Below are 12,226 nucleotides of genomic sequence, written 5' to 3'. Positions count from 1 at the left end.
CCGCTTTTTTTCCGGCGACCGACATGAAACTCGAACTCTGCATCGACTCGAAACGGCTCGACATCGAACTCGACGACGTCGTGGCCGGACTGCTGGCCGCCCGGCTGAACCTGCCCGCGGGCACGGACAACCGGGACGCGCTCGCGCGCTATCTCGGCAAACAGGGCGAGCCCTGGAGCCTCGACGAAGAGCACATGCGCAGGCGCATCCTTCGCCGCCTGATTCTGGATATCGCCGACCCGGCGCTGGTCATCCGGCATCTCATGGCCGGCGAATGAACTCGACCGGCCCATCGGGCCGGAGCCGAGGCTGCGGCGTCACAGGCGCGCGCCTCGATCGTCCTGCCATCCCGCTGAATCGGACATCACCATGCCCAGCGAACCTCGTTCGTCCGTCCGCTCGTCGATGGGGCTGCCTGCCGGCGTGCTCGGGCGGGACTACCTGACGTTCTTGCAACTGGCAGTCGATGACGCGCTTCTCGGCAACGCGTCAAGCGACGTCGAAGCGCTGGAAGAAGCGAAAACCGCGATCCGGCTGGGCGCCATGCGCGCGGCACGGCCGGCGATGAAAGTGTTCTTCGACGGCTGCCGGTTCTGGCTCGCCAGTCACTTTCACCGCTACGAGGCGGCCCGTCGGCTCGGTGCCCGTCATCAGGAATTCTGGTGCGAGATCGCACCGGGGCCGAAGGACGATGCCGTGAGACATGCGTCGAGCGTCGCCGGCTTCACGCCCGTGCGTCACTCCTGACCGGCGGACAAAAAACCGGCCGCGCCGCGGCCTGCGCCAACCGCCCGGCGCGCCCGGTATCCGGCCGCCGCCCCGGCACGTTGCCGGTCTGGCCTAGTGGATCTCGATCGTGCGACTCAGGGTCCGCGCCGGCTCGGATTTCGGCACGGTCAGCGTCAGCACACCGTTGTCGAACTTCGCCAAGGTACGGTCGGGGTCGGCGTTTTCAGGCATCGGGATCGTGCGCACGAAGCTTCCATGGGCACGCTCCAGCCGGTAACAGCCGTTTTCCTCGCTGCGCACGTCCTGCTTTTTCTCTCCGCGCAGCACGATCGCGCCGTCCTCGACGCTCACCTTCAGATCCTCGCGCGCCATTCCGGGCAGTTCGGCGGTCACGCGAAGCACCGGCCCTTCATCGACGACGTCGATGCGCGGCTGGAAGCGCGACGAACTGAAGTCGCCGAACCATCGTTCGAGCGCGCCACGGCCGGCGAACGGGTCATGAAGGAACGTCTCCACGACACGCCACGGCTCCCGCGAGAGCAGTCGCGGAATGTCGGGCCACGAGGCCTGCCACGGTTCGCTCGTTTGCGGGTTTTCCGGGCCGTCCCCGTCGGACTTGCGGGCCGCGCCGCGCAGGAACTTGAACGGGTTCCATTTTTTCGGATCGGTATTCATGGCGTCCTCCGATACTGTCCTTTCCCGGGATTGCCGCGTGACAGCGGACGCCGGTGCCCCCTGCGTCCGGTTCGCGACGGGCGGCCGCACGGTCGCGGCCGCCCAGGCTCCCGATTTACCGTTGCCGAAGGTCAACCGGTCTTGACTTCGATGCGCCGCGGGCGCGCCTCGTCGCGACGTGGGAGGGTCAGTTTCAACACGCCGTCCCGGAGGCTCGCCTCGATCTTCGACGTGTCGAAGTCCGGCGACAGCGTGAACGTCCGGGCGAAGTGCGGCTCCCGGACCTCCGCATGCTGCAGGCGCAGTTGGGCGGGCGTCGGCACCGCCGCCTCGGCCTCGATCGAGAGGCTGCCGTCGTGAACCTTGATGTCCAGCTTGTCCTTCGTCACGCCGGGCAGATCCGCCCACAGGGTGATGCCCTGACTGTCCTCGTATATATCGACGGCCGGCGTGAGGGTGATCCGTCGCGTGGGCTGTTCCGTGGCGCGACGCGTGACGGCGGACGGATCGCGTTCAGCCAGTTGGGTCGTGTCGTTCATGATCGCCTCCTTGCGTTACTGGACAGAGATGGCGCGCGGCCTCGACGACTCGCGCTTGCCGACGCTGATCGACAGGCAGCCGTTGTCGTAGCGCGCCTGGACCTTGTCGGGATCGGCCGTGTCGGGCAACTCGATGACGCGCCGAAAGGTGCCGGCAAAGCGCTCCTGCGCATAGGTGCGCGTCTCGCTTCCCGTGTCGGGTTGGGTCGACCGCCGCTCGCCGCTGATGATCAGCAGTCCCTTGTCGATCGACACATCGAGTTCGTTGGCATCGATTCCCGGCGCGAACGCGACGATCTCGATCGACTCGTCGGTCGCGCCGATGTTGATCTGCGGAAACGTGCCGGACCGGCCGGCGCGGATGCTGGACGGGAAGCCGCCGAAGCGTTGCGCCATCTGCTGCAGGCGGTCCAACCCGCTGAAGAAGTCGGTTCCGAAGTAAAGATCGCTCATGATCGTATCCTCCTCGAATGCAGCCGGGAGGCGAACGGGCCTACGCGCTCCAGTTCGCCTGCCGGACTGCCGGCAAACAAATCGAAACACGCAGCGCGCGGGATGAGGTCACTCGCGCGTCTGCCTAAGCGAAAATCAAGATAGGCACTCCGCGGAAAATTTCAAGCCGGGCCGGCGGATTTTCGCACTTGAAATTCCGGTGCTGGAACCTATCATCGCAGCGACCCGGAACTGCATGCGGAGAACGTCATGGAATTCGACACGGACTGGCTCACGCTGGGCAGGCATCGCGTCCGGCTGCGCTCGACGAAAGGCTTTCCGACCGAAACGATGCGCACCGTGACCGAGGTCGTCCGGCTCGCGATCGACCACAACATGAGCGCGCGGGCGCGGCTCGTCGAAGTCGTCTGCCGGCAGGAGCGGACCTACGACGTGCTGGTCGGCACGACGATGGCGGAGGACCAGGTTTGTGCACCGCAACTTGAAGCGGCGGTGGCGGTCGTGCTGGGCCTGCTGCCCGAGCAGATCAACATCACGGTCACCCCCGTCACGCAGAAGGAGGTCGACCTGCACTTCGGCGTGTACGAGCGGATGCTGTCGGAGAAGCTGAGTACGACGCCACCGATCCGCGGACCGGCCGGTCCGCCGCCCGAAAACAGCCTGGCCGGATGACGGGAAGGCCGTTGCGCCGGGTGCGCCACGTCGGACGTTCACCCCGACCGGCCGCGCCTTGATCCACGGAAACAGCGGCATACGCGCCCATTGCCTCAGTTGATCCGTATCGGCGTGATCGGGCTGCGGCCCGGCGAAGCCGCCGCGATCGCGGAACGGATGCACGAGCGAGATGAACAGCAGCCCGTCCGGCCTCAGCACGCGGCGCGCCTCGTGCAACGCGCGCTGCATGTCGTCGAGGTCCATCAGCACGTTGTACGCCATCACGAGATCGAAGCCGGCATCGTCGAACGGCAGCGCCGCCGCGTCGGCCAGTTGATAGCGATGCGCGGAATCGGCGCGACGCGCGGCGTCGAGCATCGCGGGCACCGCGTCGCTCGCGTGTCACGTCGTCGCCAGCGCCTGCGCCAGCCTGTCGATCAACGCACGCACGCGCCTCGGCTGCGCGGCGCTGCCCGGATAGACGATCTGCAGATCGACGTCGCCCGGCGAGAACGCACCGAGCACCTCGACCAGTGCGCCGGACGCCAGATCCTGTTCGACGTCGACCAGCGACTTCAGCGCAACGCCATGCCCCGCGATGCACCACGCGCGCACGAGCGCGCCGTCGTTGGCCACGCGGCGGCCACGCACCATCACGCGCTTCGGTTCGCCATCGATGCTGAACGGCCATTCGGCATACAGGTCCGGCCCGAAGCGCATCACGATGCAGTCGTGAGCGGCGAGCTCGTCCGGATGCACCGGCGTGCCGTGCGCGGCGAGATACGCAGGCGACGCGCACACCACGCGCCGCGCGCGGCCGAGCAAACGGCTGCGCAGCGAACTGTCCGCAAGCGTGCCGCGGCGGATCGCGAAATCGAGCCCCTGGCCGACGAGATCGACGTAGCCGTCGCCGAGATGCAGGTCGACCGTCACGCCTGGATGCTCGGCCAGAAACGCATCGACGACCGGCACCACGCGCTCGCGCCCGAGATCGGCCGGCGCACTCAGCCGCACGGGCCCCGACAACGTCTGCACGCCGAGCCGCACGCGGCTTTCGAGTTCGTCGGCCTCGGCCAGCAGGCGCCGCGCGCCGTCGACGAGCGTGCGGCCCTCGTCGGTCAGGCTGATCGCGCGCGTCGTGCGCGTGAGCAACGCCGCGCCGTAGTGGCGCTCGAGCGCCGTCAGCCGCTCGGACACCGTGGCCGGCGACAGGCCGACCTCGCGACCCGCTGCGGCCAGCCCGCCCTTCTCCACGATGCGCAGGAACAGCGCGAGATTGTCGAGCAGCATTGTTCGCCTCTTCCGAAGGATATTTTCGCTATCTTCAGGATTATCAGGAAAAGTCGCAAACGGTACATTGAGTGGCCGACGATCGACATGCGGCCCCGCTCGCTCACCCGACCAAAGGAAAACGCAGATGGAATACCGTACGCTCGGCCGTTCCGGCCTCAAGGTTCCCGCCCTGAGCTTCGGCGCAGGCACCTTCGGCGGCACCGGCCCGCTGTTCGGCGCATGGGGCAACACGGGCGTCGATGAAGCGCGCCGCCTCGTCGACATTTGCCTCGAAGCCGGCGTCAACCTGTTCGACACGGCCGACGTGTATTCGGACGGCGCGTCCGAGCGCGTGCTCGGCGCGGCGATCAAGGGGCGTCGCGACCAGGTGCTGATCTCGACGAAAACGGGCTTGCCGACCGGCGACGGTCCGAACGATGCAGGCACGTCGCGCGCGCGGCTCGTGCGCGCCGTCGACGACGCACTGCGCCGCCTCGACACCGACTACATCGACCTGCTGCAGCTGCACGCATTCGATGCGGGCACGCCGGTCGAGGAAGTGATGTCGACGCTCGACGATCTCGTGCGCGCGGGCAAGCTGCGCTACATCGGCGTCTCGAACTTCGCCGGCTGGCAGATCATGAAATCGCTCGCAGCGGCCGATCGGCACGGCTGGTCGCGCTATGTCGCCAACCAGGTCTACTACTCGCTCGTCGGCCGCGACTACGAATGGGACCTGATGCCGCTCGGCGCCGACCAGGGCCTCGGCGCACTCGTGTGGAGCCCGCTCGGCTGGGGCCGGCTCACCGGCAGGATCCGCCGCAACGCGCCCCTGCCCGAAGGCAGCCGCCTGCATGAAACGGCCAGCTACGGGCCGCCGGTCGACGACGCACGCCTGTACGACGTGGTCGATGCACTCGACGCGATCGCGGAGGAAACCGGCAAGACGGTGCCGCAGATCGCGCTGAACTGGCTGCTGCAGCGGCCGACCGTGTCGTCGGTGATCGTCGGCGCGCGCAACGAGGAACAGTTGCGGCAGAACCTCGGCGCGATCGGCTGGGCGCTGACCGATGCGCAGGTCGCGAAGCTCGATGCGGCGAGTGCTGTCGAAGCGCCTTATCCGTACTTCCCGTATCGCCGGCAGGCGGCGTTCGCGCGGTTGAACCCGCCGCTGCGCGGGTAAGCCTCCGCGCCGTACCCGTCCGCGCATCCCGAACGTGTTGCCGGGTCGTCATGATCCTGTTGCGCCGCTGCTTGCGGGTTGGCCGTGGCACCATGAAATGCCGCCGGCCTGGGCCTACCCATGGTGCCGTGAACTTCCTATCGTAGAGACCTGCGACGCGTCGGCCGGATCGGCCGCGCGCCGTTCTCATCGAAAGGCCCGCCAACATGAATGCCAACGACACCGGACTGACCGTACGCGCGGTCACGGAAGACGACTACGACCAGTGGCTGCCGCTGTGGGACGGCTATAACCGCTTCTACGGCCGTTTCGACGACACGGCCCTGCCGATGCGCATCACGCAGCTCACGTGGTCGCGCTTCTTCGACGCCTACGAACCGGTGCATGCGCTCGTCGCCGAGCGCGCAGGCCGGCTCGTCGGGCTCGTGCATTTCCTGTATCACCGCAGCACGACGCTGGCCGGACCGACCTGCTACCTGCAGGACCTGTTCACGCTCGACAGCGAGCGCGGCCAGGGCGTCGGCCGCGCGCTGATCGAGGCCGTGTACGACACCGCGCGTGCGCATCGCGCCGAACGCGTGTACTGGCAGACGCACGAGACGAATCACACGGCGATGCGGCTGTACGACACCGTCGCGGAAAAGCCGGGGGCCGTGCTCTACCGGAAGGAGTTGTCGCGCTGAAAGGGATGAAAACGGGTGTCGGAATGCTGGCCGTCTCACGTCGACAAGCCACAGTAGCCCAGGGGATACGAGATCCGTCATTCCATCGGTTTCTGCATCCCCACGGCTACCCGTTCAACGCGTCAATTCATGTTCTCATCCGGACAGGCGAACCCATCGTCGTCGCCCGACCTTGACCGCCCGCGCTCACCCCACCGGCCGCGCCTTGATCCACAAAAACAGCGGCACGCGCGCCCATTGCTTCAGTTGATCCGTATCGGCGTGATCGGGCGGCGGCTCGCGTAGCGACACGATCGCGAGCCCCGCCGCTTCCAGCGCTTCCATGTACGCCTGCAGCGGCAGCGACCAGCCCGCGAAGTGCATCGACAACCCGTCGCGCGTTTCCACACCGTCGAAATGCGCGCGCCCGAAATAGCTGCCCTTCAGCACGAACGGCGCGTCGGGCTGCGGCCCGGCGAAGCCGCCGCGATCGCGGAACGGATGCACGAGCGAGATGAACAGCAGCCCGTCCGGCTTCAGCACGCGGCGCGCCTCGTGCAACGCGCGCTGCATGTCGTCGAGGTCCATCAGCACGTTGTACGCCATCACGAGATCGAAGCTGGCATCGTCGAACGGCAGCGCCGCCGCGTCGGCCAGTTGATAGCGATGCGCGGAATCGGCATGACGCGCGGCGTCGAGCATCGCGGGCACCGCGTCGCTCGCGGTCACGTCGTAGCCGAGCGCCTTCAGCTCGCGGCTCACGCGGCCCTCGCCGCAGCCGATCTCCAGGGCGGTGCCGGTGCCGCGGCCGATGTAGGCCGCGAGCCCGGCGCGGTATTTCCAGAATGCGTCGTGGCCCGGCTTGCCGGCCCAGCCGATCCATTGGTCGGCCACCTGCGTCCAGTGTTCGGTGATGGCTTTCGTGTTCGTCATGTCCGCTTCCGCCCGGTATTCGTCGTTGCCCAGGATGCGCATGGTAAGCCGAAGCGGCGAACGGCGCGGGCGGATTGGCCATCCGGCCGGTTTCCGTTTCCGGCCGCGACGTCCTACAGTTACGGGAAACAACCCGTGCCGCCGCGCATCGCCCCGTTCGACGATGCGCACCCGATTCCGAGGAAAATCCATGCCGAGCATCCTGGCCGCCCCCGCCGATCTCCCGCCGAGCGCCGTCGCGGCGGAAACGCGCATGGTGCACGACGTCGCGACGCTGAAGCCGTCCGACTACCGTGCGGCGGACGGCGCGTCGTGGGTCATCTCGACCATCACGCCGGCAAAGGACAGCGGGCAGAACGTCACCGGCACGACGGTTTTCGACACCGCGAAAGGCCGCACCGTCCCGGTGCCCGACGCGCGCCGCCGCTACGCGAATCGCGGCACGTGGCAGGTCGTCGCGAGTTCGAGCCCCGCCGTGCCGGCGACGGGCCATTACGACTGGCTGACGCTCGCGTGGCTGCCGATCAACCGGCGGCCGCTGCCGCAAACGCCCGAGCACCTGTATTCGCCGTTCATTCACGGCGGCACGATCGTGTACCGGTGGAATCCGGCGGCGGAAGGCGGTGAGCAATTCGGCAACGTCAGGATGATCTTTCCGGCATGGACGCAGCAGGTGGCCGACGCGCTGCGATCTGCACCGGCAGCCGCGCCCGCCAGCGTGCCTGCGCTCGATCGGCTGAATGCGGACCGCAATCCGATGACCGCCGTGCTCGACTTCGGCGATGCGCTGCGCGACGAACCGGTCGAGCGGATCGTCGCGCGGCTGCCGGCGTTGCTGCAGGTCAAGGACCTGCATGAACTGTCGGCGCTCGTGTTCCTGTGCCTGTCCGGGTCGCGCGCCGAAGACCGGCCGCGTCTCGTCGAAAGGATCGACGCAGCCATCGCGGGCACCGATGACCCGGCACGCCTGCTGGCAATCGCGTACGGGACGTTCGCCGCGGGGCGGGCGCAACCGGTACCGTTTGGCGACCCGGCGCGGATCGCACTCATCAACGACGTATTCGGCGCGCTGAAACGGCGGACGTCGGCACTCGGCGTACCGGTTACGGAAGGGTCGCCGTGGTACGAGTTCTTCACCGCGTATCGGCTAGGCGAATCGGCATCCCGCAACGGCCAGTAATCGCTCGTCAATAGACGACCTCGCAAACGCAATGGCGAATCCCCATCGCCGTTCACCACTCACCGTGCATTGTCCCGGCCATTCATTGGCGTACTCACACCGCGACGAATAAACACCGATTCGATTTTCGATCTATTCGTCGAATTGAATCCGGTCGCCCCGTGTTAAATTCCCGCCCGGCCACAGAGCCAATTCAAATAACCCAAATCAAAAGACCAAATCATGAAATCTCTTTTCCGCCACGCCGCGCTGGCATTCGTGACGATCGGCTTCCTGTCGGGCTGCGCCAGCAGCGTGACACGCGACGCCAGCGATCCGGACGGGGCCGCCGTGACCGCATCGACGACGAAATTCGGCACGAAACCCGTGATCGTGAAGGTCACGCTCGACAATGCCGCGCAGGAAGCGTTGAAAGACAACCTGAAGTTCGACGCGAAGAAACTGCAGGAAAAAATCGAAAGCGCGCTGGATGCACGCAAGCTGCTGGCAAAGGCGGATTCGACCGATGCCATGCATCTGAACGTCGAAGTCAACAGTATTCGCGTGCGCTCGAGCTTCTCCGCCGTCATGTTCGGTTTCATGGCCGGCAACGATCACGTCGACGGCACCGTGACGCTGCTCGACGCCGACAACCACCCGATCGACCGTTTCAAGGTGTCGGCATCGTATGCACTCGGCGGCATCGCCGGCGGGATGGACGATACGCGCATGAACTGGCTGTACGAGAAGTTCACCGAGAAGACGCTGACCACGCTCGAACCGGCGGCCGGCGCGCAGCAGGCTGACGCGGCACCGGCTGCTTCGAAGAAGCTGTAAGACTCGACGCTCGACGGGCCGCGGATGCGCGGCGCGTCGAGCCACGGCGGCATCCCCGTGCCGCCGGCGACGAACGGCCGCGCCGAGCGCAAGCCGGGCGTCAAGCAATGCGCGAGTGAATGCCCTGTGCTCGCATGTGGCAGCGTTCCTATTCCGTTGAACCAGCCGATATGAACCGGATTGCGGCCGCGCCCACCGACCGCCACAAGGCATTCACGCCCGCATGCACCGCGCTGAAAAAGCGGCCGCTCGCAAAAGGAGCGGCCGTCAAGGAGAGATCCCTGTTCGGGATACCGGAGGACACCACATCTCGCCGGTATGCGTATTGTTGACGAGCGGTATTCCGCTGACCATCAGACCAGTCTGATTCGCAGCCCTTCCGAATGTCGGTCACGGTCCTGCTCCACGCGCGTTCACCGAATCCGCAACACGCCGTTACGTTCTCGAAGGGAACCGCGTTGCGCGGCAACCGGTCGAAACGCCGCATGACCGTCGACGGTTTCTTCGCCGCGGCGGACAATCCCTTCTCCTTCCCCGCTCGTTCACCTCCACTCATCCCTTTCATGCTGAGCATCGGTCCCTTCTCGATTCGCGTCGTCGCGGTCGCCGTCGCCGCGCTGCTGGCGTGGCTCGTCGCGCGTTTCATCCAGCGCCGCCCGCCTGACGGACATCACAAGACCGCCTCGAGCCTGATCCTGGACGTGCTGCTGCTCGGGCTGATCGCCGCGCGCGCCGGCTACGTCGCGCAGTGGTGGCCGGACTATGCGGCATCGCCGCGCTCGATCGTCGCGCTCGGCGACGGCGGTTTCGACTGGCGTATCGGTGTTGCGACCGCCCTGGTGTTCGCGGGCTGGCGCTTGCGCCGCCTGCCCGCGCTGCGTCGACCGGTGTTGGCCGGCATCGTCGCGGGCCTCGGTGCGTGGGGGATCGCGCAAGGCACGCTGGCGACGTTGCAGCAGAGCGCCGCGCCGCTGGCCGCGCTGCAACTCCGGGCGCTCGATGCCGCGCCCGTGTTGCCGGCAAGCTTCGTCGGCAAGCCGGTGGTCGTGAACCTGTGGGCGACGTGGTGCCCGCCGTGCCAGCGCGAAATGCCGATTCTCGAACAGGCGCAGCGCGACCATCCCGGCATCACGGTGCTGATGCTCAACCAGGGCGAAAATGCGCAGGTCGTGCGCGCATTCCTCGAACAAAAGGGCCTGCGCTTCGATCACGTGCTGCTCGATCCGTCGCTGCGTGCGATGCATGCGTACGGCTCGCGCGGGCTGCCGACCATCTTGTTCTTCAACGCGCGAGGCGAACTCGTCGAGTCGCACATGGGCGAGCTGACCGCCGCGCGGCTGAAGGATGCCATCGCGCAACGCTTCGGGCAGTAACGCCCGCGGGGCGGCCGGTTGGGCGGCACCGGAATCAGACACGTCCGATAGGCCCTGCGGCGCGTCGTCCGTACACTCGGGCCCATGAATTCGCTGAATCCGACCGCCTTCGACACGGTACGCGATGCCGTCCGGCAATGCGTGCATCGTCCGTCGTTCATCCGCAAGCTCGACGTCGCGGTACTCACGCTGATCGTCGCGAGCGTGCTCGTCGTGATGGCCGACAGCGTGCAGGAACTGCACGCGCAATACGGCCGCACGCTCTACGCGGCCGAATGGGCGTTCACGCTGCTGTTTTCGGCCGAATACCTGCTGCGTCTGTTCACCGCGAAGCGGCCCGCCGCGTATGCGCGCAGTTTCTTCGGCATCGTCGATCTCGTGTCGGTACTGCCGACCTATCTCGCGTTCTTCTTCCCCGGCCTGCATGCGCTGATCGACGTGCGGCTGCTGCGCTTGCTGCGCGTGTTCCGCATTCTCGGGCTGTCGATCTATCTCGAGGAAGGGCAGATGCTGATCCGCGCACTCGCGCGCGCGCGTCGCAAGATCTTCGTGTTCATCGGCGGGATGTTCGTGCTCGTCGTGATTCTCGGCACGGTGATCTTTCTCGTCGAAGGGCCCGAGCACGGGATCACGAGCATTCCGGTGGGGGTCTACTGGGCGGCGGTGACGATGAGCACGACCGGCTACGGCGATCTCACGCCCGTCACGCCGCTCGGCCGGCTGATCACGTCGTGCGCGATCCTGCTCGGCTACGGGATCATCGCGTTTCCGACGGGGATCATGGGCGCGGAACTCGTCGCGTCGGCGCTCGAGCGCAAGCGCGCGGGCGATGCACGTGCCGGCTGTTGTCCGCATTGCGGCAGCGTGTTGCCGAAGGACGATGCGGCCGGTGCCGCGGCGCACGATTCACGCCCGGCCACGCCATCGGCGGAATAAGACCGGGCCGCTTCAGCTCGACTCCGCGACCACCGGCACGGGTGCCAACCCCTTCTTCGTCATCCGCCCTGCCCGCCGAACGTCTTCACGAACTCCGACAGGCCCGTCAGCATGATCTGCACGCCGACGCACAGCAACAGGAACGCGGACACGCGCATCGCGACCTTCGTGCCCTCTCCACCGAGATAACGCGCGAGCGTCGTCGCGCGGCTGTAGGTCTGCCAGATCGCGAACGCGACCAGTGCCGCGACCGCCACCGACACCACACCCGACAACAGATAGTCGGCGGCCGTATGCGCGCGGTTCGCATGCAGCGCGATACCGGCCGCGATCGAGCCGGGCCCGATCGTCAACGGCACCGTGAGCGGAAAAAACGCGCGCGCCATCAGCTTCTGCAAGTCGTCACCATGCACGGCAACGTCGCCGCCCGCCGGCACGTCCGGCGCGTTCAGCATCGACCAGCCGGCCACCGCCACCGCGAAGCCGCCGCCGATGCGCAGCGCCTCCATCGAAATCCCGAAGAAGTTCAGCACCGGCGCGCCGACGAAGAAGATCACGAGCAGCGTGAAAAACACGTTCGTCGCGAGCTGCTTCGACAGCGTCGCGCGCTCGGCTTCGGTCAGCGATTGCGTGCGCTCGAGAAACACGAACGCCATGCCGAACGGGTTGATGATGCCGATCAGGCCCGTGAAGCCGAACAGGATTTCAGGGATCAGGCGGTCGAGCTGCATCGCGATCGTGCTCTCCGGTGACGAACGGGAATAAAAAAGCGGCCAGTCGAGAAGACCGGCCGCGAAGAGGAGATATCTCCATGATCCGGC

The 12,226-nt window shown here is 66.8% G+C and carries 16 protein-coding genes and 1 pseudogene; 9 read left to right on the top strand and 8 right to left on the bottom strand.

All coding sequences use genetic code 11. The features are described 5' to 3' along the window. Positions 1 to 23 precede the first annotated feature (23 nt). Both WJ12_RS21715 and WJ12_RS21710 read left to right on the top strand, forming a co-directional pair. Positions 24 to 278: a hypothetical protein gene (locus WJ12_RS21715; RefSeq protein WP_034188622.1), complete on the top strand. Its 255-nt coding sequence runs from the start codon at positions 24 to 26 to the stop codon at positions 276 to 278. A gap of 127 nt (positions 279 to 405) precedes the next feature. Then, the gene (locus WJ12_RS21710) at positions 406 to 747 is read left to right on the top strand and encodes a hypothetical protein (RefSeq protein ID WP_034188576.1); all 342 of its coding nucleotides are present in this window, start codon (positions 406 to 408) and stop codon (positions 745 to 747) included. 93 nt (positions 748 to 840) lie between these two features. Here the strand turns inward: WJ12_RS21710 and WJ12_RS21705 are convergent, their stop codons facing one another. From WJ12_RS21705 to WJ12_RS21695, 3 genes are all read right to left on the bottom strand, one after another. Then, entirely contained in the window at positions 841 to 1,404 is a 564-nt protein-coding gene (locus tag WJ12_RS21705) for an Hsp20/alpha crystallin family protein (protein ID WP_034188577.1), read from the bottom strand. Positions 1,405 to 1,535: 131 nt separating this feature from the next. Continuing rightward, on the bottom strand, positions 1,536 to 1,943 hold the full coding sequence (locus WJ12_RS21700; RefSeq protein WP_049028888.1) for an Hsp20/alpha crystallin family protein: 408 nt from the start codon (positions 1,941 to 1,943) through the stop codon (positions 1,536 to 1,538). A gap of 15 nt (positions 1,944 to 1,958) precedes the next feature. Next, positions 1,959 to 2,396: an Hsp20/alpha crystallin family protein gene (locus tag WJ12_RS21695; protein WP_059560018.1), complete on the bottom strand. Its 438-nt coding sequence runs from the start codon at positions 2,394 to 2,396 to the stop codon at positions 1,959 to 1,961. Between the two features lie 249 nt (positions 2,397 to 2,645). Between WJ12_RS21695 and WJ12_RS21690 the strand changes: the two genes are divergently transcribed. Beyond that, positions 2,646 to 3,068 (top strand): hypothetical protein, encoded by a 423-nt coding sequence (locus tag WJ12_RS21690; protein WP_034188580.1) that lies wholly within the window; start codon positions 2,646 to 2,648, stop codon positions 3,066 to 3,068. Positions 3,069 to 3,113: 45 nt separating this feature from the next. Here WJ12_RS21690 and WJ12_RS35115 read toward each other — a convergent pair. After that, positions 3,114 to 3,449, bottom strand: a pseudogene (locus tag WJ12_RS35115) (class I SAM-dependent methyltransferase); the annotation flags it as partial. Positions 3,450 to 3,452: 3 nt separating this feature from the next. After that, complete coding sequence (locus tag WJ12_RS21685; protein ID WP_034191147.1) at positions 3,453 to 4,340, bottom strand: LysR family transcriptional regulator; 888 nt, start codon at positions 4,338 to 4,340, stop codon at positions 3,453 to 3,455. 127 nt (positions 4,341 to 4,467) lie between these two features. Between WJ12_RS21685 and WJ12_RS21680 the strand changes: the two genes are divergently transcribed. Then, positions 4,468 to 5,505: an aldo/keto reductase gene (locus WJ12_RS21680; RefSeq protein ID WP_069245817.1), complete on the top strand. Its 1,038-nt coding sequence runs from the start codon at positions 4,468 to 4,470 to the stop codon at positions 5,503 to 5,505. A gap of 206 nt (positions 5,506 to 5,711) precedes the next feature. Then, the gene (locus tag WJ12_RS21675; RefSeq protein ID WP_059560024.1) at positions 5,712 to 6,188 is read left to right on the top strand and encodes a GNAT family N-acetyltransferase; all 477 of its coding nucleotides are present in this window, start codon (positions 5,712 to 5,714) and stop codon (positions 6,186 to 6,188) included. 186 nt (positions 6,189 to 6,374) lie between these two features. Here WJ12_RS21675 and WJ12_RS21670 read toward each other — a convergent pair whose 3' ends face one another. Beyond that, entirely contained in the window at positions 6,375 to 7,100 is a 726-nt protein-coding gene (locus tag WJ12_RS21670) for a class I SAM-dependent methyltransferase (protein WP_059560115.1), read from the bottom strand. Between the two features lie 190 nt (positions 7,101 to 7,290). Between WJ12_RS21670 and WJ12_RS21665 the strand changes: the two genes are divergently transcribed. Both WJ12_RS21665 and WJ12_RS21660 read left to right on the top strand, forming a co-directional pair. After that, positions 7,291 to 8,280, top strand: coding sequence for a hypothetical protein (locus tag WJ12_RS21665; RefSeq protein WP_034189609.1), 990 nt, complete (start codon positions 7,291 to 7,293; stop codon positions 8,278 to 8,280). A gap of 222 nt (positions 8,281 to 8,502) precedes the next feature. Continuing rightward, positions 8,503 to 9,096 carry a DUF4410 domain-containing protein gene (locus WJ12_RS21660; protein WP_059560027.1) on the top strand — a complete coding sequence of 198 codons (594 nt, stop codon included), beginning with the start codon at positions 8,503 to 8,505 and terminating at the stop codon, positions 9,094 to 9,096. Positions 9,097 to 9,244: 148 nt separating this feature from the next. On the opposite strand, the gene WJ12_RS36040 is transcribed toward WJ12_RS21660, so the two are convergent. Further along, positions 9,245 to 9,670 carry a hypothetical protein gene (locus WJ12_RS36040; protein ID WP_156444809.1) on the bottom strand — a complete coding sequence of 142 codons (426 nt, stop codon included), beginning with the start codon at positions 9,668 to 9,670 and terminating at the stop codon, positions 9,245 to 9,247. On the opposite strand from WJ12_RS36040, the gene WJ12_RS21655 reads away from it, so the two are divergent. Then, positions 9,660 to 10,469 (top strand): TlpA family protein disulfide reductase, encoded by an 810-nt coding sequence (locus WJ12_RS21655; RefSeq protein WP_059560118.1) that lies wholly within the window; start codon positions 9,660 to 9,662, stop codon positions 10,467 to 10,469. The two genes, WJ12_RS36040 and WJ12_RS21655, sit on opposite strands and share 11 nt — an antisense overlap. A gap of 84 nt (positions 10,470 to 10,553) precedes the next feature. Beyond that, positions 10,554 to 11,405 (top strand): ion transporter, encoded by an 852-nt coding sequence (locus tag WJ12_RS21650; protein WP_059560029.1) that lies wholly within the window; start codon positions 10,554 to 10,556, stop codon positions 11,403 to 11,405. A gap of 59 nt (positions 11,406 to 11,464) precedes the next feature. Here WJ12_RS21650 and WJ12_RS21645 read toward each other — a convergent pair whose 3' ends face one another. After that, positions 11,465 to 12,136 (bottom strand): MarC family protein, encoded by a 672-nt coding sequence (locus WJ12_RS21645; protein ID WP_059560032.1) that lies wholly within the window; start codon positions 12,134 to 12,136, stop codon positions 11,465 to 11,467. Positions 12,137 to 12,226 lie beyond the last annotated feature (90 nt).

This window comes from Burkholderia seminalis (genome assembly GCF_001718535.1).
GTDB lineage: Bacteria > Pseudomonadota > Gammaproteobacteria > Burkholderiales > Burkholderiaceae > Burkholderia > Burkholderia seminalis.
This window is presented reverse-complemented; position numbering and strand designations above follow the sequence as displayed.